This is a genomic window from Laspinema olomoucense D3b (assembly GCF_025370785.1).
Classification (GTDB): domain Bacteria; phylum Cyanobacteriota; class Cyanobacteriia; order Cyanobacteriales; family Laspinemataceae; genus Laspinema; species Laspinema olomoucense.
The window spans coordinates 35,092-58,616 of sequence record NZ_JAMXFA010000017.1; the positions used below are offsets into that span (position 1 = coordinate 35,092).

Annotated in this window: 18 protein-coding genes; 14 read left to right on the plus strand and 4 right to left on the minus strand. The window is 47.8% G+C overall.

Annotation, left to right across the window (positions count from 1 at the left end; genetic code table 11):
- Positions 1 to 319: 319 nt before the first annotated feature.
- A complete protein-coding gene (locus tag NG792_RS14300) occupies positions 320 to 508 on the plus strand; it encodes a toxin secretion, membrane fusion protein (RefSeq protein ID WP_261198340.1) in 189 nt (62 codons plus the stop codon).
- A gap of 4 nt (positions 509 to 512) precedes the next feature.
- Positions 513 to 890, plus strand: a complete 378-nt coding sequence (locus NG792_RS14305) for a hypothetical protein (protein ID WP_261198342.1) — start codon at positions 513 to 515, stop codon at positions 888 to 890.
- A 257-nt stretch (positions 891 to 1,147) separates the two neighbouring features.
- Here NG792_RS14305 and NG792_RS14310 read toward each other — a convergent pair whose 3' ends face one another.
- On the minus strand, positions 1,148 to 1,339 hold the full coding sequence (locus NG792_RS14310) for a hypothetical protein (protein ID WP_015147765.1): 192 nt from the start codon (positions 1,337 to 1,339) through the stop codon (positions 1,148 to 1,150).
- Positions 1,340 to 1,881: 542 nt separating this feature from the next.
- On the opposite strand from NG792_RS14310, the gene NG792_RS14315 reads away from it, so the two are divergent.
- From NG792_RS14315 to NG792_RS14345, 7 genes are all read left to right on the plus strand, one after another.
- A complete protein-coding gene (locus tag NG792_RS14315) occupies positions 1,882 to 2,535 on the plus strand; it encodes a COP23 domain-containing protein (protein WP_261235826.1) in 654 nt (217 codons plus the stop codon).
- Between the two features lie 17 nt (positions 2,536 to 2,552).
- Positions 2,553 to 4,214 (plus strand): WD40 domain-containing protein, encoded by a 1,662-nt coding sequence (locus NG792_RS14320; protein WP_261235827.1) that lies wholly within the window; start codon positions 2,553 to 2,555, stop codon positions 4,212 to 4,214.
- A 26-nt stretch (positions 4,215 to 4,240) separates the two neighbouring features.
- Positions 4,241 to 4,459 carry a hypothetical protein gene (locus NG792_RS14325; protein ID WP_261198345.1) on the plus strand — a complete coding sequence of 73 codons (219 nt, stop codon included), beginning with the start codon at positions 4,241 to 4,243 and terminating at the stop codon, positions 4,457 to 4,459.
- Positions 4,460 to 4,573: 114 nt separating this feature from the next.
- Positions 4,574 to 7,096, plus strand: coding sequence for a trypsin-like peptidase domain-containing protein (locus NG792_RS14330; RefSeq protein ID WP_261235828.1), 2,523 nt, complete (start codon positions 4,574 to 4,576; stop codon positions 7,094 to 7,096).
- 58 nt (positions 7,097 to 7,154) lie between these two features.
- Positions 7,155 to 7,925, plus strand: a complete 771-nt coding sequence (locus NG792_RS14335; RefSeq protein ID WP_261198347.1) for a pentapeptide repeat-containing protein — start codon at positions 7,155 to 7,157, stop codon at positions 7,923 to 7,925.
- Positions 7,926 to 8,130: 205 nt separating this feature from the next.
- On the plus strand, positions 8,131 to 11,340 hold the full coding sequence (locus NG792_RS14340) for a CHAT domain-containing protein (RefSeq protein ID WP_261235829.1): 3,210 nt from the start codon (positions 8,131 to 8,133) through the stop codon (positions 11,338 to 11,340).
- A gap of 211 nt (positions 11,341 to 11,551) precedes the next feature.
- A complete protein-coding gene (locus tag NG792_RS14345) occupies positions 11,552 to 12,430 on the plus strand; it encodes an alpha/beta fold hydrolase (RefSeq protein ID WP_261198349.1) in 879 nt (292 codons plus the stop codon).
- Between the two features lie 108 nt (positions 12,431 to 12,538).
- Here NG792_RS14345 and NG792_RS14350 read toward each other — a convergent pair whose 3' ends face one another.
- Positions 12,539 to 14,191, minus strand: coding sequence for a DUF6930 domain-containing protein (locus NG792_RS14350; protein WP_261198350.1), 1,653 nt, complete (start codon positions 14,189 to 14,191; stop codon positions 12,539 to 12,541).
- Positions 14,192 to 14,928: 737 nt separating this feature from the next.
- On the opposite strand from NG792_RS14350, the gene NG792_RS14355 reads away from it, so the two are divergent.
- From NG792_RS14355 to NG792_RS14365, 3 genes are all read left to right on the plus strand, one after another.
- Positions 14,929 to 15,291 carry a HesB/IscA family protein gene (locus tag NG792_RS14355; RefSeq protein ID WP_261198351.1) on the plus strand — a complete coding sequence of 121 codons (363 nt, stop codon included), beginning with the start codon at positions 14,929 to 14,931 and terminating at the stop codon, positions 15,289 to 15,291.
- Positions 15,292 to 15,628: 337 nt separating this feature from the next.
- A complete protein-coding gene (locus NG792_RS14360) occupies positions 15,629 to 16,048 on the plus strand; it encodes a tetratricopeptide repeat protein (RefSeq protein WP_261198352.1) in 420 nt (139 codons plus the stop codon).
- Between the two features lie 683 nt (positions 16,049 to 16,731).
- Positions 16,732 to 18,771 carry an alpha/beta hydrolase gene (locus NG792_RS14365; protein WP_261235830.1) on the plus strand — a complete coding sequence of 680 codons (2,040 nt, stop codon included), beginning with the start codon at positions 16,732 to 16,734 and terminating at the stop codon, positions 18,769 to 18,771.
- A 339-nt stretch (positions 18,772 to 19,110) separates the two neighbouring features.
- Here NG792_RS14365 and ispD read toward each other — a convergent pair whose 3' ends face one another.
- A complete protein-coding gene (gene ispD, locus NG792_RS14370; protein WP_261235875.1) occupies positions 19,111 to 19,806 on the minus strand; it encodes a 2-C-methyl-D-erythritol 4-phosphate cytidylyltransferase in 696 nt (231 codons plus the stop codon).
- 193 nt (positions 19,807 to 19,999) lie between these two features.
- On the opposite strand from ispD, the gene NG792_RS14375 reads away from it, so the two are divergent.
- Together NG792_RS14375 and NG792_RS14380 are read left to right on the plus strand one after the other, a co-directional pair.
- Positions 20,000 to 20,974 (plus strand): glycosyltransferase family 9 protein, encoded by a 975-nt coding sequence (locus tag NG792_RS14375; RefSeq protein WP_261235831.1) that lies wholly within the window; start codon positions 20,000 to 20,002, stop codon positions 20,972 to 20,974.
- Positions 20,975 to 21,169: 195 nt separating this feature from the next.
- Positions 21,170 to 21,757, plus strand: a complete 588-nt coding sequence (locus NG792_RS14380; protein WP_261235876.1) for a D-glycero-alpha-D-manno-heptose-1,7-bisphosphate 7-phosphatase — start codon at positions 21,170 to 21,172, stop codon at positions 21,755 to 21,757.
- Positions 21,758 to 21,805: 48 nt separating this feature from the next.
- On the opposite strand, the gene NG792_RS14385 is transcribed toward NG792_RS14380, so the two are convergent.
- Complete coding sequence (locus NG792_RS14385; protein WP_261235832.1) at positions 21,806 to 23,233, minus strand: sugar transferase; 1,428 nt, start codon at positions 23,231 to 23,233, stop codon at positions 21,806 to 21,808.
- Between the last annotated feature and the right edge of the window lie 292 nt (positions 23,234 to 23,525).

Sequence of the window (23,525 nt, forward strand, 5' to 3'; positions counted from 1 at the left end):
CGACGCAGGCGAGTGGTTGATTATCAACTACAAAGCAGGGGACAGAATCAAACTCAAAAGCATTAACTTAAGTTTCTCGATTGAACAAGTCTATCGCGGGCTTGATCTAACCCTAGACCTAAAAACTTGAGTTCAAACGATCACCCTCAACGAACTAACCCCAGACCTCAAATTCAGGAACCAGAAAAAATAGCCAAATTTTTAATTATGATTGACCCAAATTCCCAGCCCTCTCTCGCCCAATGGAGCAAAGCGAAATATTTAAAAAATTCTTACTCCAAAAACTGTTGATGTAGGTACTAAAATAAAGGCCAAATTTATGGAAAAAGTTATTCACAAAACCACGAAGAAACAACAAACTAGCGACTTTCAATACTGGCAAAATCAGCCCCCCCTTAAACGCCTCGAAGCCCTAGAACAAATCCGCCGAGAATACCATCAATATAAATACAATGCTGAACCCCGACTTCAAAGAGTTTATACAATTATTAAACGCCAATCAAGTTAACTATTTGATTATTGGGGGTTATGCCGTTGCCATTCATGGACACCCTCGCTACACCAAAGATATAGATATTTGGGTAGAAATGTCATCAGAAAACGCCGATAAAATCATAACGGCCCTTGAGCAATTCGGCTTTGGTAGCCTGGGCTTATCTGCCCAAGACTTTCAAACCCCGGATCAAATCATTCAACTGGGTTACCCCCCCAATCGCATTGATCTCATTACCACCCCTGACGGCATTGATTTTGAAACCTGCTATCGTTCAAAAACTGAGGTTATTGTTGACGATATTCCGGTTCAATTTATCGATCTGGACAATCTAAAAAAGAATAAAAAAGCATCTGGCAGACTACAGGATCTAGCCGATCTAGAAAATCTGGAATAATATTGAGCGAGTCAAGGATACTGCTTGCTAAAAACGGCTCTATCTAGCATAACAGGGTCTCAGACAAAACCCTCACCTCGTTCTTTCCAAATACAACCCCTTGATCTACCCCGATCGCCCTTACCCCACTGCAACCCCACCCACAACCCCCAAGAAAGAGTTGTTACCCCCCAAAAAAAATGTGGCTGTACCTGAATTCAGGACAGCCGCCCAAGCTTACTATTCTGGGTAGAATGTGAAGTTTTCTTAACTTCCTACTAATCGAGGGCGTCCCCTAATTCGGGATCCGCTTCCAAATTATCCGGATCGACATAGTGGCAGGAATTTTCGACGCAAATCAGCGCCCAGCCAGAATCTTCAATGCCCATCAGCTTATAGGAGGCTTCTTGAACGAAAAATCCTTTATGATTACGGGTTTCGGGTTTGACAGTAACGTTATCCATAGTCATTTCTACTCAACTCCTTGTTTAAAATGCAGATTTGCGATTAACCTGTTTTTAAAGGTTTATCGCTAAGTTCATCAAATCTTATCATTAAAATAACCTTTTTTTTATTAAGTTTTTCAAAAAAACATTAATAAATATAAATACTCATCGGGTCCGGGGTTTAGATAACTTGAGGTTGATTACCCAAACTTAGGGATATAGAACAAAAGTGATCGATTAAAGGGACATTTCCGTTCCACTCTGGGCCGATCGCCGGGGCTTATCGGAAATCTTAAAACTTTGTTAAAACTTGAATGAGCATTGTCCAGGGGCTGAACTGGCAAAGGGTTGTCACCCTTTCTTGGGGTCACGTGCTTCAGGGGAGTGGTCCTCAATTTGTCCGGAAAAAATCGCCGTGGGAACGAGTTGGGAGGCGGGGGAGTCGGGAATGCTCCAGAGGGGGAACTATTGGAGTCACATCCGTGATTACGAACTTAAGTCACAAGGGTATCATTTCATGTTAAACCTAAAATTAAGATCGTGCAGGAGAGGGGATGCCGTAACTGATGAAGAGGCCATTATTAACAGTAGTAATCCGAGGGAGTAAGGTCAGGACGATCGCACCCTTGCAAACCCTGACCACTCAAGCATTAATACCTGTCATCCGAGGGAGTCAAGTTGGGGCGATCGCCCTCTTGCAGACCCTGACTGCTGCGACCCTGACCCTCGCACAACCTCAACCCCCGGTAGAAACGACTAGCTTTTTCTGTGGGACCGTTGAAGGAATTCCCGCCACAATGGCACGTACCCCTAACGGGGAAATGCCGATGGTGATTTGGGATAAAAATGCCATCAAAGACCCGGAGATTAACGCGCAACAACAGTGTGAGGAAGTCTCCAATCGCTTCCAAACCTACTATGACAACGGGACCCTAAACTATATCACCAGTGGGATTATGAATGGGGAACTGGTCGCCTGTGTTGCACCGGGAGAAAATGCACCCTGTAGCGGGATCTTGTTTCCCCTCAGCGGTGGCAGCAATCCCCGAGGAATGTTGCAACGGATGTTCCGAATTCGGGTGGCATCCGCCGGACCGATCGCGGAAACGACCGATCGCCTGTACATCAGCTTTGATAAGTATTTAAACGGGGAATATCCTCAACTTCCTTCCTTGGGAAGTCGGACCCCCCCAGTCCCCCGTCGAGATGTTCCCCAATAACCGGGAGGCAAAACAGTATGCAATGGTCTAAGGCGGGTCTATCAGCGGCAATCCTGGGGGTAGGGGCCGTAATTTTAGTAGCACAGGCCCCCATTTCCCTACCCCAAACTCAGGGCATGGAAGAACAGGCGATCGCCGCAATGGGTCGCGATGTGTCGGTAGTGATTAATGGCCAAAATCCTGGTTCTGGGGTGATTATAGCCCGCAATGGCAATACTTACACCGTACTGACGGCCAAACACGCGATCGCCACCCCGGATGAATATGCCATTCTCACTAGCGATGCTCAAACCCATCCGGTCGATTATGGCACGGTCAAAAAACTGCCCGGGGTTGATTTAGCAGTGGTGGAATTCACCAGTCCCAACCGCTACCGAGTCGCACATTTCGGCAATTCTGATGAGGCAATGGAAGGGGCGACCATTTATGTGTCGGGTTGGCCCCATCCGGGACGAGTGATTACAGAACGGATTTATCAGGTGGCAAAAGGGACGATTTCCGGTCGTCCTCTCACGGCATTAGAGGATGGGTATGGGTTGATTTATACCAATATCACCCGTTCGGGAATGAGTGGCGGTCCGGTGTTTGACAATCAGGGCCGGTTAATTGGCATTCATGGACGTGCAGAAGGGGAACCGATTTACAATCCGGATACGGGAGATACGGTGGATGTCAAATCCGGGTTTAATGTGGGGATTCCGATTAATACCTTTGTGAGTCTGGCGGGGGAAGCAGGGATAAATTCACCTCACTTAGGAGATAATTTTGCCCCGGCAAGTCTGACTCTCCCGGCACATTCGTCTTTGGTTTTGACGGTGGCGGTGGCCCCGGACAATCAGACGATCGCCAGTGGGAGTAAAGATGGCATCATCAAACTTTCCAATGGAAATACCGGCGCAGAAATCCGCACCCTTACCGGCCATACCAATGCAGTAACGGCTCTCACGTTTAGTCCCGATGGGCAAATTTTAGTGAGTGGGAGTGAGGATGGAACGGTCAAACTGTGGAACCGGCAGTCTGGGGAACTGGTGAGAAGTTTCCAAGGCGATCGCTCCTTTGTGAGGGCAGTGGCCTTTAGTCCCGATGGCACTCTCTTGGCGTCCGGCAGTGCGGAAGATACAGACATTAAACTTTGGAATCCCCAAACCGGAGAGTTAATTCGCACCCTCCCCGGACATGGGGACTATGTGAATAGCGTGGTCTTTAGTAACGATGGCAAACTCCTAGTGAGTGGCAGTACGGATAAAACCATCAAACTCTGGAATCCCGACTCGGGAGAAACAATCCAGACTCTCACGGGGAATGCCAACCGGATTACATCCGTTGCCACGACGTCTTATGGCAACCTCCTCGCTGCCGCCAGTGCAGAAGATGGACTGATTAAAGTGTGGAATCTTCGTACCGGGGAATTGCTACAGACGTTAACGGGTCATACGGGAACCGTTTATAGTATTGCTATTGACCCCTACGGTCATATTCTCGCCAGTGGCGGAATTGATGGGACGATCCAGATGTGGAACCTTTATACGGGGAACCGGGTGCGAAATCTGGAGGTGAGAAATTCAGGGATTAGCAATCCAATTCCGGTGTTTTCCGTCACCTTTTCTAGGGATGGTAAAACCCTGGTCAGTGGTGCAGAGGATGGCACGGTTCAAGTGTGGCAAATTCCCCAACGTTAACTGTATTTTAGAATTGTTTTAATCTCATGGTTGAAAATGGGTATTCGGTCATTTATTTAGTTTTATTAAGGTATGCAATTGTAGCAATTTTTCCTAATTTGTTGAACTCCAAACGGTGGCGAAACGAGGGAGAGTCTCGTTGCCAAATCCATGAATTATCTGTGGTAATGGGGAATGGGCAAACGGGCAATCGACTGTTTTTACACCAGGGAAAACCCTTAGCGGCATCCAGTCCTGACGGCTAAACTTTTGTGACAGGTAGCTACGTTCCAGGGGGTTCTGGTGGGGGTGGTCAATTTTTGAGCGGTTGGCGATCGCCTCCTTAAATCCTTAAATTCAACTCGCTTACAAAGGAAAACATGAGTCGCACTTTTAGTCTGCATTTTCATCAAACCACAGCAGCAATTATCATTCCCGCTGTGATGTTCAGTGTCATTCCGATCGCCTTGAGTCAAGTTACGCAAGCTGACATTGCCACCCCTACGCAGGAAGTTACAGTAGTCATCAACGGCCAAAATCCCGGGTCGGGAGTGCTGATTGGCAAGCAGGGTAATACCTATACGGTATTGACTGCAAATCATGTGGTTGCCAGTCCTGATGAGTATCAAATTGTCACGGCAGATGGGAAACAATATCCGCTCAATTATACCACAGTTCGCAGATTGCCGAATTTAGATTTAGCCTTGGTTGAGTTTACCAGTGACCAACAATATGCGATCGCCCAGATGGGAGATTCCCATATCGCTCAACCGGGAACTTCCGTGTATATTGCAGGATGGCCCCATCCGGGAATTGCCATTACAGAACGGATTTTTCAAATGACACCGGGTCAAATTTCCGGGCGATCACCGTCGGAAACCGAGTCCGGATATGAATTGATTTATACTAATATTACGCGATCGGGCATGAGTGGCGGTCCCGTTTTAGATACTTTGGGGCGTCTGATTGGGATTCATGGACGCGCTGAGGGACAAGCAATTTATAATCCCGATACGGGAGATACGGTGGATATCAAATCCGGGTTTAATTTAGGCATTCCCCTGGATACTTTTATAGAATCGATTGAAGCGATGGACTCCACGGTTTTATCCACCAACCCTTCCTTTGCTTATCCCCTTTCTAAACAGGGCGATCGCCTGTTAGCTGCTAACCAAATTCAACCGGCAATCGCCCAATATCAAAGAGTTTTAGCCCTAGATCCGAATTATCTACCGGCGGTATTAGGGATGGGACAAGGGCAGTATGAAGCGGGAGACAGTTCAGGGGCGATCGCCCAATTTCAGAAAGCCATTAATTTAGCAACGGAGGCGATTTCCCAAGTTCAATCCAATCCTAACTCCTCCCCTCAAGAGCAACTCTTATTAGTACAACTCAACGAAGTCCTAGGGAACGCCCAAGTTGCACTAGCGAGTGCCTTATATGCCAGTGGCGAGCAGGAAACAGCCCTTTCCCTCGTCTTTGAACTGTTGAAAAGCCCAGAAAATTGGCAGGGGAGAGTAACCTTGTTGCAACCCAATTTTACCGGGTCTCGCCTCCAAGCTGATGCCCAAGCTGTTGCCGCTGCGGGGCAACAAATTGTCACCCAAGGAGTAGATTATTTACCCACAAAATTCAACCTTGCCCAAGCGCTTTATGAGCGGGGTCAAGTGCAAGAGGCGATTCCGTATTTAGAAACTTTATTTCAGGAAAACCCCCAGGACGCGCCTGGAAAAATAGCTTTAGCAGCAGCATTAAATGCTACGGGAAATCGGGAACAGGCAAACCGTTTGGTTTCTGAGTTGCAATCGGAATATGGGGGTCAATTTCGAGATGAAAATTTCGAGTTTTTGTTGATGGGACTGTGGAGTAGTCGCCTCCGGGAAGATGTCACAGAAATTTTAGCGTACTATCGCCCCAGTGGAACCCGCGCAACTTCTCCCGAATTTTCTAACAGTACCCTGTTACATTCTGCCGAAGATAGCGATCGCGCTTATATTGAGTTTCTATCCCTCTCGCGCGATGGAAAAATCCTCGTCAGTACCAATGGCGAAGGCACGATTAACGTCTGGGACATTGAAAAAGGAACCATTCGTCATACATTCTCCTGGACAGGCAACATCCGGGATGCGATCGCCCTGAGTCCTGATGGAAGGTTGCTTGCTGCGGGCATCTGGGACGATACCGATAATACACCGAAAATTCAACTGTGGGATACTGACACCGGCGAAGCAGTGCGAACCCTCACTCACCCCGGCACTGACGGAATTAGCGCAGTCGCCTTCAGTCCCAACAGTCAAACCCTTGCCAGTAGCGGCAAGAACATCATTTTATGGAATGCGAATACCGGACAAGTGCTAAACACCTTGGCGGGGAACTCACCTTACTCTAGCTATTCCCTCGCCTTCAGTCCCGATGGCGAGATGATCGCCAGCAGCAGTGTAGAACTGATTCAACTTTGGAATTCCAGCAGCGGCGAAGAGGTGAACCGAATCGAACTCTTAGGGGAACATATCGTCAATGGACTGATATTTAGTTCCCAGGGTAATCTCCTCCTCAGTCAGACGGATAGCGGGATTCAGTTTTGGAATCCCAGCAACGGGAGTGCAGTCACTCGCATCCCCCAGGGTCAAAAATACGCTTTGAGTCCTGATGGGCAAACGTTGGCCCTTTGTGCGGGAAGCGAAATTTCCCTCGTCAATGTCGCCTCAACCCAGGTGGTTCGGACCTTGCTGGCCCCCTCAAGTTGTTACCAACTGGTGTTTTTACCCGACGGCAAAACCCTCGTCAGTGGCGGAGATGGCGGTAAAATTGAGCTATGGGATCTCAATACCCCAACCACCCGGAACCCCACCCTAACCCTCCCCAACGCACAGGGGAGAGGACCCCAGGGAATTGTATCTTAAATAAACTGAAATAAAAATGGATCTATCGGAGGTATAATGATTAGTCATGAGCAGAAAAGTGAAACCAAAACTATTCGTTTTGACGGTTCTGTTCCTATCCCTGGGGTGGATGGGACTCACTCGCGCCGAAAATGCGACTCACCTCCAGCAATTGCGGCAAACAAATCAATGTCCCAATTGTGATTTGCGCGGAGTCAATTTGTCTCGGGTTCAACTCAGAGGGGTGAATCTCACGGGGAGCAATCTCACCGGGGCCGATTTCAGCAATGCTGACTTAGAAAATAGTGATTTACGCGGGGCGAATCTCACCGAAGTTAATTTTAACGGAACTATTCTCTCCGGTGCTCGCCTCGATAGCACTACCCAAATTGATCGTAAATGGCGAATGGTGTGGGAAATCGTCTCTCAAGGGGCGCGGGAACGGGATATTTCCGGGGCAGACTTATCCTATGCCTATCTCCAAAATGTCAATTTCAGTGGGGCAAATTTGGCGGGGTCTAACTTAACTCAGGCTGAATTAAATGGCTGTAACTTAAATAGTGCGAATTTAAGCCATGCTAACCTCACCAACACCAATTTAAGCCGCGCTAATCTCACGAATGTCAACTTAAAAGGGGCAAATTTACAGAATGCCAATTTACAGGGGGCTGATCTAAGTGCGACAGACTTAAGCGATGCGGATTTGCGGGGGGCTGATTTAACCCGTGCCGACTTGCGAATGGATTCGGTTTGGGGATATACTCGGTTACGCGGGGCCAATCTGGATGGGGTGAATGTCTGTGATGCGGTGATGGATGATGGGCTGAAAGTTGAGTTAAATTGTCGGTAAGGTCATTGAGGGGCGATCGACGCTATAACAGAATAACCGAAATAGAATAGACGAGGAGGGCGGTACAAGATTGGGAAGAAAAACGGGTTTTTTTTACAAAATTTCTGCCAATCTCCACCCCAGACAGGGCCAAAAACCCGGGTTATTGTCCCTGAGATCTGATACTATCCCGATGCTCTAGTCATGTTAACCTCAAGGTAGCGAAATGCATTTCCCATTCAGTCGTCTCACTCTCATTCCGGCGATCGCCTTGCTGTCGGTCCCTGCATCTGGATTCTCTGCGCCTCTGTGGGCGCAAATCCCCCCAGTGAACAGGTCCGAACCCTCCAGCGAACTTCTCAATGATACCCCGCGCCTCCTGGAACAGGGAATCGAGCAATTTCGCCAGGGAGACTTTCAAACCGCCTTGCAAACCTATCAACAAGTCTTACAGCGACATTCCCTCGAAGGCGATCGCCTCCAGATGGCGGCTGCCATGACTCAGATCGGGGAAGTTTATACTGCCTTGAGTGATTATACTAAAGCCTTAGAACAATTAGAAGCTGCCTTAACCATTCGCCAGGAATTGAACGATCGCCCCGGGGTGGGAGAAACCCTCAACCATATCGGTTTTGTGTACAGTCGCTTAGGAGACTATCCCCAAGCACTACAACAGCATGAACAAGCGTTAGAAATTGCCCGAACCTTGAACCAGCGCTCCATTGAAGGGGAAGCATTACATCACATCGCGGCAGTGTATGCCGCAACGGGAGAGTATCAAAAAGCCGTGCAATTGTATCAAGAAGCCCTCGTGATTCGCCAGGAAGTCGGAGACAAACGAGATGAAGGACGGACTTTGAATAATCTCGGTGGCGTGTATTATAGCCTGGGAGAAGCCCAACGTGCTTTAGACTTGTATGAACAAGCGCTAAAATTGCGAGAAGAAGTTGGCGATCGCGCGGGAGTAGCTCGGTTATTAAGTAATATAGGACTGTTATATCGACAATTTGGCCAAGGCGATCGGGCCTTGTCTTACTATGAACAAGCCTTACCTATTTTAACAGAAATTGGCGATAAATCTAGCTTAGGCAATACCTTAAATGGATTAGGGGTACTCTATGAAGAACGAGGAGAGTATCAACAAGCCTTGTCCGTTTACAATCAATCTTTAGCCCTTGCCGAAGAAATAGGCGATCGCCCCGGCATGAGTAAAACCCTCGATAATGTAGGGGGAATTTATTATAGCCTCGGGCAGTATCCCCAGGCTTTAACTTTCTATGAACGGTCCTTAAGCCTCCGCCAAAGCCTGGGCGATCGTCCCGGCATGGGAACGATTTTAAATAATTTAGGCGGGCTTTATTACAGTTTAGGAGAGTATCCCCAAGCCTTAGAATTATTGCAACAAGCCTTAACTATTCGCCAAGAAATTGGGGATAAATCAGGAGAAAGCCGTAACCTAGATGCCATTGCGATCGTCCATGAAAAGCTCGGTCAATATACCGAAGCCTTAGACAGCTATCAACAAGCCTTAGAGATTGCCAACGCTATTGGCGACCCCACCGCCCAAGGCAATGCTTTAGAACATATTGGCGGTGTTTACCTGAGTTTAGGACAAACTGCCCAATCCCTAGAATTTTTACAACAAGCCCTACAAACCTTTCAACGCATTGGCGATCGCGTCGCCATCGGACGGACCCTCAATGGCATTGCTTCCGTCTATTATCGCCTGAAACAATATCCCCAATCCTTGGAATTTCTGCAACAAAGTCTCAAAATTTTAAGAGAGACGGGAGATAAAGCAGGAGAAGCGATCGCCCTGGCTAATTTAGGGAGAATTTTCCAAGAACAAGAAGATATACTTTTAGCCACCGCTTTTTATAAAAAAGCAGTTAACCTTCATGAATCCACCCGTCAAAACCTCAGAGTTCTGTCCATAGAACGGCAACAATCCTTTACCGAAACCGTGGCCGATACCTATCGTCATTTATCCGATTTATTGCTGCGCCAAAATCGTATCCTTGAAGCACAACAAGTTTTAGACTTATTAAAAATTCAAGAACTTGACGAATACCTCCAAAATGTACAAGGTAACGAACAAACCGCCTCCGGAGTCCAGTTTTTACCGGAAGAAGAAAAACTCGCTGAGGAATATCTCACCCTTCAAGAACAGGCGATCGAACTCGGGCAAGAATTAAGTCAATTAAAAACTATTCCCGAAACTGAACGCACCCCCCAACAGCAAGAACGAATTGCTGAACTTGAGGGCATCCTGCAAACCCTGCGCCAAAAGTTTGACCGCTTTATCGAAAGTCCCGAAATCATCGAAATTGCCGATGAAATTGCTCGCCAAACCAGTGGAGAGAACCTGGACTTAACCAATATAGCCCAATTGCAAACGGCATTGCAGCAGTTAAATCAAAAGGCAGTCTTACTCTATCCCCTCATTTTGGAAGACCGCATCGAACTAATTTTAATTACTCCTGATACTCCTCCGATTCATCGCTCAGTTGCCGTGAATAAAGCCAATTTAAGCCGGGGTATTACCGAGTTTAGAACCGCCCTCACCGTTCCCTCTAAACGAGCTAATTCGGGTATCCCTAAAATAGCAGGAAAGCAGTTATATAATTGGTTAATTCAACCCTTTCAAAGTGAACTCGATCGCCTAGAAGTCGAGACCATTATTTATGCTCCTGATGGACTTTTACGTTATATTCCATTAGCCGCATTGTATGATGGAGAAAAGTGGCTGGCCCAGCGGTATCAAATTAATAATATTACGGCAGCTTCATTAACCAACTTCAATGTTGCTCCTCCAGAACAACTCAAAATTTTAGCCGGTGCATTTACCCAAGGAACTTATAGCGTTGAAGTGGGAACGCGACAATTAGCCTTTTCGGGGTTACCTTTTGCCGGAAAAGAAGTAGAAAATTTGGCGGCGACTATTCCCGGGACAATGAAACTCATTGATTTGGACTTTAACCGAAGTGCTACCACATCGGGAATGAGCGATCGCAATGTGATCCATTTAGCCACTCACGCCGCCTTTGTCAACGGGCAACCGGAAGATTCATTTATCATGTTAGGCGATGGCGATCGCATCACCTTGCGCGACTTAGAACAGTGGTCCTTACCCAACGTCGATTTAATCGTCCTCAGTGCCTGTCAAACCGCAATGGGAGGACAAATGGGCGACGGAACAGAAATCCTCGGATTTGGCTATCAAATGCAAAAAGTCGGTGCCAAAGCTGCAATCGCCTCTTTATGGTCCGTCGATGATGGCGGAACCCAAGCCCTCATGACCGCTTTTTATAATAGCTTAAAAACAGGAGAAAACAAAACCGCCGCCCTTCAAAAAGCTCAACTCGCGTTACTCGAAAGTGATTATAGTCATCCTTATTACTGGGCTTCTTTCATTCTAATTGGTAATGGATTTTAAGGGAATTCAATAATTAGACCTCTTGCAAAAAAAAGGATTGATTTCTCCAACCTCCCTTGAAAACGCCCAATCGGCTTTTTAGAATTTTTCAACTCGGTGTAAGTCCTGAAAGTGTCCAGTTTTACAGACAGAATGATGACCTTAATGGGTATAATTTTAGACCCGATATAGATTACACTGACTGAATCAAACTTACAACCGGGATAAAGATATGACCAGTGCCGTAGAAACTTGGACTCACAACACGATCGCCGTCAATGGAATCACCCTGCATTACGTCACCCAAGGGGAAGGACCCTTGATGCTAATGCTCCACGGCTTTCCCGAATTTTGGTATTCCTGGCGACATCAAATCCCCGAATTTGCTCAAGATTATAAAGTCGTTGCCGTGGATATGCGCGGCTACAACGATAGCGATAAACCGCAAGATTTATCAGCCTATCAAATCCAAGAATTAATCCAAGATATTGAGGGAATTATTACTGGATTGGGGTATGAAAGCTGCGTCTTAGTCGGTCATGATTGGGGAGGGGCGATCGCCTGGTATTTTGCCTACAGTTATCCCCAGTTAGTCCAAAAACTCATCGTCCTTAATATTCCCCATCCTGCCAAATTTGGCGAAGGACTCCGCAGCAACCCCCAGCAAGTCTTCAAAAGTTCTTATGCTTTTTTCTTTCAGCTTCCCCTTGTCCCCGAATTGCTCATTCAATTCAATGATTATCAGGCCATTGAAACAGCATTTCAAAGCATGGCTGTGAATAAAAACGCCTTTTCCCCCGCTGATATTACCGCCTATAAAAATGCCGCCGCCAAACCCGGTGCCCTGACTGCCATGCTCAACTATTACCGTAAAACCTTATGGGAATTAGTCTCTGATAAAGAGTGGAACCTCTTAGAAGTACCCACCCTAATGATTTGGGGGGAAGATGATACCGCCCTCGGGAAAGAATTAACCTATGGGACTGAATCCTACGTTCGGAACTTACAAATTCGTTATATTCCCAATTGTAGCCATTGGGTACAACAAGAACAACCCGAACGGGTGAATCAGTATATGCGGGCATTTTTATCCGAAAGCCTGGAAAAATAACAGTTCAAACCACTCCCATCAGTTTAGGGTTAAAGCATCCCCTAGAAGGATATAACCCCAGGGATAGGGGAAGTACAGCCACTGCCCCTATCCAGGTGTAAGACCCATTTAAAAGGGCATAGGCATCAATTGTAGGGTTCCCAGATTGATATCTTTTGGGGAGAGCGATCGCACCTCAAACAATGCCAACATATCCTTCTGTTGAGGATTGCCACGGCTTGCTCCCGTCAACCCCATTGCAATCACCAAACCACAATATCCCTTTGTTTTCTTACAGCGCCCATCCCATTTTTTGCGCGCCGCCACGTGAACCGGGTCATCTTCCATAAACTCCCCAAACAGATGGAGATCCCCATTTTCAGTTTGTAAAATGCCCAAATCAAAGCGATTACCGCCCATAGGGTCTTCACCCGGATTAAACCCGATTCCCCTCACTCCCCCAGCTTTTTTTAAGGTTTCAATCATCGTTTTAGCCTTCGGTCGAGAGGTTTGAATCAAGATAATCGGCAAGCCATCTCCACTGGCATGAACTTGAGCTGATTGATAATAAGAAGCGGAAGCCTCTAGGTCTTTCAAAACTTCCCAAGGAACCACCCCGAGACTGAGAAACGAGTTCGGTGGCACCAAATCATCGCGTAACAAGGGTTCATCATCATCCTCGTCATCCTCGTCATCCTCGTCATCCTCGTAGTCCCTGGCACTAACACTCATCTCAAACAGTTTGGCAGCCAGTTCCGGCATGGTACTCACCGTCACTGCCACATTCTCGGGACCCTGGCGAGCGCCCCCTTCGGGAACCGGAATTTGATAGCGTTGACTTAAGTTAGGGAACTTTCCGCCAGTCAGCTTGCGGCGGACACTGCGGAAGAAGCGAGCAAACGCATCCAGGGCCAGAATCGTCAGCAGCGCCTCCTCATCATAGAGAATCGCTCGCATTCCTTCTAAGGGATGAAGATTGCCAAACGTCGGCTTGATCTCGCTGGGGGGGAGGTCCGAGAGGTCGATCTCGTCATCTTCTTCAGCGCTTTCAAAGGTAATAAACAGACAATCTTGGGATAAAAAGGCTTCTTCTAACCGTTCCGGGGAGTCATTGGCAATCACCCGCTTTCTAAACTGCGTGAGGGATTCTAGGGACCGATATAAGAGAATTCCATAATCTAATCCCAGCATACCCATGACACAGGCATACAGGGTTCCCATGTCCCACCCTTCCAGTTCAATCGAGATAATTTGATGATCCGCCAGAGATTGCCAGGGACCTGCCTGCCAGACTTGATGGGCTTTTTCTTCTAAACTCTCCACATACTGGGGGGGTAACAGAGGCGGTTTGCGATCGACCACATCCTGAAACCCGCGAAACAGTTCATCAATCAGGGGTAGGTCCGGCACATACTCAATGGAAATGCCAAGGTCCTTAAGGGCCCCCCTCAGAAAAAACTGGATTTCCCGGTCCTTGACTACGATTTTCTGGGGCCGCCCCGGAAGGGCGGGACTGTGAGGGTGTTCCATTGCCCTAAGCAAGGTGCGCACCACCGCTTCGGGACCCGTATCGGGGGATACCACATCCATCGAACGAACCATTCCTTGGGATCCATCCACCCACATAATGCAGTCCCCGCCGTTTTCTGAATCAAAATCCGATAAAGCCGAGGAGCCAATGGGAAGAGGTTCGGACATCGGACGGCGATCGCCTTCCCAGACCGAGGGAATTTGTTGAAGTTTTTGTAAGCGACGAAAGGTAGAGGGGTTTAAACCTGCCATAAACAATTCAGTATAGGGTGTACACACAGAGGGTTAAAATAGCCACTTAACAGGTCAATCAGTGAATCTAAATCAATTTAAAACGAGCTTGAATTCTCTAATCCCCGGCCCTAGGGCTTCGGTAGAGTCTTCCATAAAATCGGACAAAAAACCCGGTCTCTGGCTCTAATTGCCTGCTAAATACTACAGAGGAGGACAAGAAACCCGGTTGTCTTTCCTCTACTGTACCGACCTCTTCAGATAGGGGCAGCGTGAGCAATTCCCTCCTTCCCGTCAAGATATTTCTTCCTGATTCCCCGCCTAGGTAAGGGAGAGATGGGGAGGGGAGTTAGGGGGTTTAAGTCCATCTGATGGTTAATTCTCTTCACCAACTTCCTATCATTCAAAACAATTCAAAACAACAATAAAAACTCCTTGAATGTCTCAATACCCTACAAAAATTAGGGGGGAGGTGGGAACATAGGCAGGACTAGGCATCCATTCGGAATTCACACCACATTGAGAACACTTCCCAGCTTGTTAGGAACAGGCTGATTTTGTCTTTTTTATCCTTGCTCCTTTCTCCGGTGTGTTATCCCATAGTTACCCTATCCCTAGGTTCCCCTACTGCCATGCTGCATTCCTCGCTACAATGAACTCAGAAGAGACTAAAGCCCTCTCAGTATAGAACAGCAACACAGACAACAGCATAGCTAGAACAGCACAGTTAGAACCGGAATAAGGAGACCAGTAAACTCATGACACAAGCAACACAACCTCAACAACGCGGAATTCTCGTCACCGATTCTGCCATCAAGCACATTAAGTCCCTGCAAAGCCAACAAGGGGGGGAAAACCTTTGTCTACGAGTTGGGGTGCGCGGGGGTGGCTGCTCAGGGATGTCCTACACGATGGATTTTGAACAGCTCGATAATATTCAACCCAACGATGAAGTCTTCGAGTATGAAGAAGGCTTCAAAGTGGTTTGCGATCCCAAGAGCTTGCTTTATATCTATGGCATGGCCCTTGACTACAGCAATGCCCTGATCGGTGGTGGTTTCCAATTCACCAACCCCAACGCCACTCAAACCTGTGGCTGTGGCAAATCATTTTCTGCCTAACTGGCACCTCCCCATTTTAACTTCTTTTGCAATCGCCACCGTCGCTCCTCATTCTCGTAGACTCTAAGCACCCAGGTCAGCCTTCTGACCTGGGTTTACTATTTTCGGGCTTCAGTCGTCTCCTTGTCAAAGGCAGAATCAACCCAGCACAGAGAAACGACTAAAGTCGTTACTACAAACATCTCCCCAATCTCCCAATCCTCCCCCATCCCGATGGCGGTCCACCCAGGACCAAGGACATAAGACCAATGACATAAGACCAATGACCTCTCCCCGGAATTGAAAAACCAGGCGGCCTTTTGGATACAATCGAACAACTGCATGAAAAGAACCGCTTATGACTGAAACCGTTGAATCTCAATTTACCAGTGGCGTGGAACGCTACAAAGCTGGTGAAGGCCCAGACACCCTGATTCCGGTGTTCCGGGATATCTGCGATCGCGCCCCGAAAAATAGTCCCGCTTGGACTTGTTTGGCGTGGCTGTATTTATTAGCCGATAAACCGACTCCGGCATATAAGGCAGCTCAAAAAGCGGTCAAACTCAATCCCCAAGATGCTCAAGCTCAGGTTAACTTGGCCGTGGCGATGCTCGATAGCGGTCAAAAAGGCGTCCGCACTCACATCGAAATCGTCCAACAACTGATGATGGTTGCCGCTGAGTTGCGCGATGAGGTGAAGGACAATATCGAGGAGGGATTGAACCGAAAACCGGATTGGAAGAGTTTACAACGGGTCAAAAACTGGCTGTTTGAATAAGCTTCCCTTTTGGACTGAAGTGCTAAAGGCGATCGCACTATCCTAGACCCTTCATTTAATTTTTAACCTTCAATGCCTGCATGAGAACCCTCTCCAATCTTCATGCAGGCTTATTTATTTTTACCCCACTCCTCATCCGGGTAGGAAAAGTCGTTTTGAGCCAGTAGCCTGCGCTTCTCAGGCTTTGTCTGTATAGACCCACCCTTGAGGGTGTGGGTTTTTGCAGACCTTTGACTACTGGATTTAGTATGAAGTCTTCACTACGAACAAAAGAAGGCATTTCTTCCCCTCTAACGTTTGTAGAACTGACTCAAGCTTGATGGTGCTTCACTCCCGTGGGAAATCAACCCTCCCCCACATCCTCCTCAAGGGACCTAGGCTATTTTCCTTTTTTCCCCCCTAAAAAACTGTCCACTACCCTGGTTTTTAACCGGATATCTTTCTTTTGTAGAGTAGAACAATTAATAACCCTCAACCCAGGCTGAATTTTCGGTTAAAGAATCCTATGAACTAATTCTTTAACTCAGTCTTTGCCCTCCTGGATTAACCTCCCTCATGGAGTTTATAAACTTTTCGGAAAATTTAGGTCAGATTAAAAAGGTTTTTCCGTGCATCATTTCCTTCAAACTGCCCTAAATCACTCCCATCGATATCACTTCATCAGCATTTACCCCCTTTATCTTATGATTCTTTCTCGCCAATATAGTGATTTGCCCTTGACTTGGGATACAAAATCCTCAGAAACTTTACAAAATGACTGTCAGTGGCTTGAATCCCTTGTTAAAAATTCGCCTCCTTTTTCCGACGGATGGGTGAAAGCCCGAATCGTGCAGCTGGCCTATAATTGCCCGAACTTTCTGGATTTTCCGGTACCGAAAAACCGGGTAAACTCTTCCCAGCGCCCGACCATGACAACGGCCCAGCTTTTGGCCTACGGCGGCAAGCTTTCAGAAAAAGAAATTGTTGAGGCGTTACAGTGGGAATGTCTTCAATACTGCCAAACTCACCCCGTCGCCGACTTTCCTTGTTTTCGGGCAACGGTGGATGAAAACTATGTGATTGCCACGCTCAATAGCTGGTGCGATCGCCATTTTTCAGAAAAGTCGGCTCGTAATTTTGAGGTCTACCAAGACTTAGTTTACCCTAATGTCTTTTTAGTCATTAGCACGGCTCCCATTTCCCTCTATGTAGACCGTCAATTACCTCCCCCCGACCGATTCCGGGCCTTATTTAATGTGGATGAATTCGCGGAAATTGTCGGGGAGGGATTTTGCGATCGCATGACTCTGCGCACCCACGGATATGCCACCTCTGCCGCCACGTTTTATGATTTATTCATGAAAGAGGCCAGTGCCTTAAATCGCGAAGAGTCTGCCCGAAATAGCCGATTAAAAGACAATCATTTTTATATCGGATATCATTGGCCAAGTGAACAACCCTTTACCAGTCCGGGATTATGGAGTGATTTCTCCAAAAATTGGGGCGTTGTTTTGAAATTCTCCTTTGTGCTTTCCGGATTTGCTGGCATTATTGGCACCGGATTATATGGGATGGTCAAACTGCTGGGCCTTCCGTTGTTTAAAGGGTTAGAATTCCTCCCCCTGATTGGTCCTATTTGGAAGGGGATTCAGTTGAGTGCGATCGCCCTGCAATGGTATTGGGTGGTTCCTCCCCTGTTTATCCTCTGGGTCATTTTGATGCAGTGTTTGCGGGTGCTGGTTTATCAGCGCGATCGCTACCGGGCGATTCACTATGGTGCCCCGGATTTAGCCGAATTCTTTTGGCGCTTAGACCGCGCTCTGAATCGAAAAGCTGAAAAAACAAAGCAAACTCCCAAAAACGGAGCATTCACGCCGGTACTAGGCTCGATGGAAACGGAAAATCAGGGTTCTCTCTCCCTGCCGAATCAGGCTGTTTCCGGGTCTCCCTCTGGGATTGCGGTGAATTTGGTGGGTCACAGCATGGGGGGACTGCTGCTGGTCAATACCTTGCGAATTTTGTCCGATCGCTTTGGCAAGGATGACGGGGACATTGAGGATCCAGATGGGTTAGAGTTTAGCAAGATTGGCGATCGCCTCCGCCTGGATAAATTAATTTTGGCCTCCCCAGATATCCCCCTAGAATTCCTCCGCGAGGGTCGCAACAACTACGTGCGGTCCGCCATACGTCGTTGCCGTCAAATTTACCTGATGTCGAGCGATCGCGATATTATCCTGCGCTATATGCCAACCCTCGGCAACTGGTTTAGTGAACCCAGTATCGAAATGTCCGCCTATCGTCTGGGAAATGTCTACCTCAAACCCTTAGACGATCGCTACCCTAACAGCAATTACCGCCCTTACATTCGCAATGTCTTGGTCTCCCACGAAGCGGCAAGTCCCACTTCCGCTTATGACCTATTTGAGCGCTTTAACTATATCGACTGTTCCGAGACCATTGGCGTGAATGGCATCTTTTGGGCGCTTAAGTCTCATCGAGGGTTGGCGATCGACCTGATCAATACCCTGATGTTTGTACTCAGTCTGAGTTATAGTCGTCTCTTCGGCGAACTGGATTTACATGGCGGCTACTTTTTAACCCACACGGACACCTTCAAAATTTTGAAGCTGCTGATCAGTGTCAATGGCGAGTCTGAAGCAGAAATCGCAGCGGGGATTGAGGAGTTGATTCAAGGTACCCGAATCCGGTTTTTACCCCGTCAACCCTTTTTGACGAAGGATTAATCCACAATCCGGTTGTGATCGGGCTATAAAAACCCGCACCCTGTTCGCGCAGCGTTCCGTAAGGAAAGGGTGGGTCTACACGGACGTAGACGCGCTAGCGGCTTCGGTGAAGGGTAGCCTGCCTAAGCGCTATCGCGCAGGCTGCGCCAAACGCAGGCTAAAAGCGAAAACCACCTTTTGACAACCGGATTTGAAATTAGCCCGCGCAGGCGGGCTTTGTACGCTTTCCTCCCCACCCTTCAGGGTGCGGGTTTCTTTTGACAACCGGATTTGGAATTAGCCCGCGCAGGCGGGCTTTGTACGCTTTCCTCCCCACCCTTCAGGGTGCGGGTTTCTATGTTATTTGAGTTCAGGACGTTGTTGACGCAGGATAAATTCAGCGATCGCCAAATCCATTGGAGTGGTCACTTTCAAATTAGTCTCTTCCCCCGGGACAATTTGCACCGGCAAGTCACATTTTTCAAATAATGCCGCATCGTCGGTAACCTCCCATCCCAGGGATTTTCCGCGATCGTGGCACTGTTTTAATAAGGCGACGTTAAATCCCTGGGGAGTTTGGGCGGCCCAAAGTTGCTCGCGATCGGGGGTCTGTTCAATGGTTTGGGAGTCCCGGGCGACGATTTTAATGGTGTCTTTGACCGGAATCGCGGCAATTAACCCGGGACAATGGCGAAGGGACTCGGCACAGCGATCGAACAGGTCTGGGGTTGCCAGACATCTGGCCCCATCATGAATTAACACATGGGTGGCTTCTGGGGGAAGTCCCTGTAACCCGTTATAAACCGATTCTTGGCGGGTACTGCCGCCTTGGATGAATTGGACAGGTTTGCTGAGGGGATTGGCGGCTAAAATCGCTTCAAAGTCGGGCCAGTCTTCCGGTTGACCGATTAACCCAATCCAATGAATTTCGCGGGAGGCATCCGCCGCCTCTAGGGTCCAGGCAATCAAGGGGCGATCGAGCAATGACAGGAGGAGTTTATTGCGGTTGCTGCCCATTCGTCGCCCCATGCCAGCGGCGGGTATCAATAAATGCACGGTGGTTCCTCTAAAGCGTTTGGTTACAAAAATGGCGCGTGAATCATAATAACTAGAGTAGAGGCGTAGGGGCGATCGCGACGTTTTTTTAGGCAGTTTCTGGCCGGTGGTAGGGTTGAGTCCGAAGATTGCGGATCGGATTAGGTCTCTCATCGCGTAGAATGAGTCTGTTTAGTAAGCTCAATCAATTGAGATGCGAATATTGGCCCTTGTCCCCGGCGGAATCGGCGACCAAATTTTATTTTTCCCGACGTTGGATAGCCTGAAACGGTTATATCCCAACGCTTACATAGATGTTGTTGTGGAGCCACGGTCGAAAGGTGCCTACCGGGTATCCAAGTTTTTTCATGACAAGTCCCTCCAGGTGCTGCCGTTTGATTTTAAGGATCGCAACGGGTTGGCGGATTGGGGGAATTTGCTGGGGATCATGCGCGATCGCGAGTATGATGCGGTGATTTCCCTTGGACAGCGTTGGGTGGTGGGGTTATTGCTCTGGTTAACAGGCATCCCCATCCGGATTAGCTACTCGGATCTGGGCAACTCCTGGTTGCTCACCAACCCAGTCCCCCTGAAAACTGAGCAATATGCTGCCGGTATGTACCACGACTTGTTGCAGGGTTTTGGGGCATCTATGCCTTGTCCGGAACTCTCGGTTACCCTGCTCAAGGAGGATTTACGCTGGTCCGATGACGAACAGCAAAGATTGGGCGTCAAAGACAGCGGTTACATTCTGATTCATGGGGGGGCCAGTCAACTCTCCCAAATCAAAGGATTGGATAAAATCTATCCCGTTGAAAAATGGCAGCAGATTATCCAGGACCTGCAAACCCGTCAGCCCCAATTGCCGGTGGTCTTGATCCAAGGGCCCGAGGATAAACCCTTATGCGAGCAATTGGTTAGGTCCTGTCCGGGCATTAAGGTGACTTCCCCCCCAGATGTGGGTAAATTGGCCGCAACGATCGCGGCGGCGAATTTAATGCTCTGTACAGACAGTGCGCCGATGCATCTGGCGGTGGCGGTACAAACCTATACCATTGCCTTGTTCGGCCCCACGGACCCGGCCAAACTGCTACCTCCGGGCGATCGCTATATCGGCATTCAATCTTCTACGGGCAGAATTGCTGATATTTCACCTGATAAAGTCCTAGAAAAAGTTTGGGGAGGCTAAACCAAAGATTCAAAATGGGGAATTAAGAATTAATAATCTTTCATAACCAGGTCTGACCCATAACCACCGAGGGTAGGGGCAGTTCATATACTGCCTCTACCCTCTACAGTTACATCCCCCTATGTAAGCCTCAGTCCTGATAAAATTCGGATTGATTAACTTTTAATTCTTGTGGACTCTTTTCAAACATCCCTGATGAAACCCGCAGTATTCCTGGACCGAGATGGCGTTTTAAACCAAGAAGTTGGATATATTCACCGCGTTGAAGACCTGAATTTGATTCCGGGTGTGGCCGCTGCGGTCCGCCACTTAAATGACCGAAATCTCTTCTGTTGTCTGGTTTCAAACCAATCGGGTCCGGCGCGAGGATATTATCCCGCTAGTCATGTGGAAGCGCTACACGATCGCCTGTGTTACTTATTGGACCAAGAAGCGGGTGCCCGATTGGATGCCCTTTATTATTGTCCCTATCTGAGTCCTCCGGAAGGGGGGACAGATCCCGAGTTTACCCGGTGGACCACCTGGCGTAAACCTAATACGGGAATGTTAGTGGCAGCAGCTTGGGAACATGATTTAGACCTGAGTCAGAGTTTTATGGTGGGAGATAAAGCAACCGATGTAGATATGGCCCATAATGCCGGTTGTACAGGGATTTTGGTGAAAACGGGCTATGGCGATCGCGTGTTGGGGGGAAAATATCAACACCACACCCATCCCGATTTCATCGCCTCCGATTTAGCCGAAGCGGTGGATTGGATCGCTCAGCATCCGCCCAAATCTTGAAGTAAAGAGGGTTGAACTGTCCGGGGTTTATCCGGCGGTTCCCCTTTTTTAATAGGCCCCCTCTTTGGCAAACACCACCTTCACCGTCTGGAATAAAATCTGAAAATCCAGAGAAACAGACCAATTTTGAATGTAGGTCATATCCAGGCGGAAGACTTCCTCAAAATCGACAATATCCGATCGCCCAGAAACCTGCCATAATCCCGTAATACCCGGTAGGACTTCATGGCGCATAAAGTGATGTTCCGAAAAGCGTTCCACATCTCGCAGGGGGAACGGACGAGGACCCACTAAACTCATCTCCCCATTTAAAACATTAATAATTTGTGGCAGTTCATCCAAACTGTAGCGCCGAATAAACTTGCCCACTCTGGTGATCCGGGGGTCATCCTTCATTTTGAACATAATGCCCCCGGCCATTTCATTCTTCGCTTCCAAATCCTTTTGTAACTGTTCGGCATTCGTGACCATTGTCCGAAACTTCCACACTTGGAAATGACGGCCTTTTAATCCCATCCGCACTTGTTTATAAAAAATTGGACCGGGTGAATCCACCTTAATCAGTATTGCCAACAACAGCAACCCCGGACTAATTAAAAAGATGATGATCCCCGCCGCGACTAAATCAAATCCCCGTTTGATCCAATAATCCCCCCCCACAATCGGCGGTGATCTAAATCTCATACTGGGGATGCCGTTGACCATCTTAATCTCAGACCACTGAATCGGCAGTTCCAGTCCCAAGGGCAGAATTCTCAGGTGAATCCCGGCGCGTTTCAATTCCCAATAGAGGTAAATTTGGTCTCGGACTGAGAGTTCAGAACAGACAAACACTTCGCTGACGCCTTTTTCCCGGAGTCGTTGAATCATCTCCGACCAATCGTGGCTTTTTTCTCGGGTCGAGAGGTCTTCTACATCACAAATCTTATATCGTTTACTTTTAACAATAAATCGTTTAGCGGTTTCAATATCTTTCGGTTTACAAACTAAGCCAATGCGCGGACGGATTGCACCTCTCTGCCGTAAATACACAATGCTTAAATGGAGGATTAACCGCTCACTCAGCACAAAGGCTATGACAAATACCCAAGATAACAAGAACGTCGAACGAGAAATAACTGCTTCGGGTTCGTAGAGATAGCCAATAAATAATAAAACACACTGGGCAAAGCTGAGAGATTTGATGAGATTAAAAAAATCTCGCCGCCGATCATCAGTGCCATAAAGTCCCGCTGAAGCAACAATCCCCAAGGTAATTACCAGAATTGGAATTAAAAATCCTGGGTTCTCATTTTGAGTAGCTATTAAGCTAAAGGCTCCAACTGGCGTGCCTAACTTGTCTGCTAGTAGCCACGCATAGCTCAACATCAAACTATCCAGGGTAATTAACAGGATAATCCGGAGGGAGCCAATGCCAGTCCCGCGACTGAGTTTTGCAATGAGTGGAGCACGTATATCAAGTTTTCTTTTATCCATTGTCTTTTCGGATGCACCGAACCGAGGTTAATACTCTTTGTTTTAGGATGTCTATTCTTGACGCGATATTCTTTAGAGTAGATGCCCCCCTCGACGACGCAAGTTTGGGATTTGCCATCGCTCAGACAAAAATAAATAGATCGCTTAGTCTGTCGTATGCACCGACATCATTCCTGGCTTAATTAACATAAATTGATACCCTATATTTTTGAACGACCTGAGCTAAAGCCGAGGGAATATTCCGGGGAATTAATGAACTCTATTATAATCAACTCTGGAGTCGTCCATACTA

Coding starts and splice junctions, on each gene's coding strand:
- NG792_RS14300 (WP_261198340.1), top strand. CDS start 320: ATGGAAAAAGTTATTCACAAAACCACGAAGAAACAACAAACTAGCGAC.
- NG792_RS14310 (WP_015147765.1), bottom strand. CDS start 1,339: ATGACTATGGATAACGTTACTGTCAAACCCGAAACCCGTAATCATAAA.
- NG792_RS14315 (WP_261235826.1), top strand. CDS start 1,882: ATGAAGAGGCCATTATTAACAGTAGTAATCCGAGGGAGTAAGGTCAGG.
- NG792_RS14320 (WP_261235827.1), top strand. CDS start 2,553: ATGCAATGGTCTAAGGCGGGTCTATCAGCGGCAATCCTGGGGGTAGGG.
- NG792_RS14325 (WP_261198345.1), top strand. CDS start 4,241: ATGGTTGAAAATGGGTATTCGGTCATTTATTTAGTTTTATTAAGGTAT.
- NG792_RS14330 (WP_261235828.1), top strand. CDS start 4,574: ATGAGTCGCACTTTTAGTCTGCATTTTCATCAAACCACAGCAGCAATT.
- NG792_RS14340 (WP_261235829.1), top strand. CDS start 8,131: ATGCATTTCCCATTCAGTCGTCTCACTCTCATTCCGGCGATCGCCTTG.
- NG792_RS14345 (WP_261198349.1), top strand. CDS start 11,552: ATGACCAGTGCCGTAGAAACTTGGACTCACAACACGATCGCCGTCAAT.
- NG792_RS14350 (WP_261198350.1), bottom strand. CDS start 14,191: ATGGCAGGTTTAAACCCCTCTACCTTTCGTCGCTTACAAAAACTTCAA.
- NG792_RS14355 (WP_261198351.1), top strand. CDS start 14,929: ATGACACAAGCAACACAACCTCAACAACGCGGAATTCTCGTCACCGAT.
- NG792_RS14360 (WP_261198352.1), top strand. CDS start 15,629: ATGACTGAAACCGTTGAATCTCAATTTACCAGTGGCGTGGAACGCTAC.
- NG792_RS14365 (WP_261235830.1), top strand. CDS start 16,732: ATGATTCTTTCTCGCCAATATAGTGATTTGCCCTTGACTTGGGATACA.
- NG792_RS14375 (WP_261235831.1), top strand. CDS start 20,000: ATGCGAATATTGGCCCTTGTCCCCGGCGGAATCGGCGACCAAATTTTA.
- NG792_RS14380 (WP_261235876.1), top strand. CDS start 21,170: ATGAAACCCGCAGTATTCCTGGACCGAGATGGCGTTTTAAACCAAGAA.
- NG792_RS14385 (WP_261235832.1), bottom strand. CDS start 23,233: ATGGATAAAAGAAAACTTGATATACGTGCTCCACTCATTGCAAAACTC.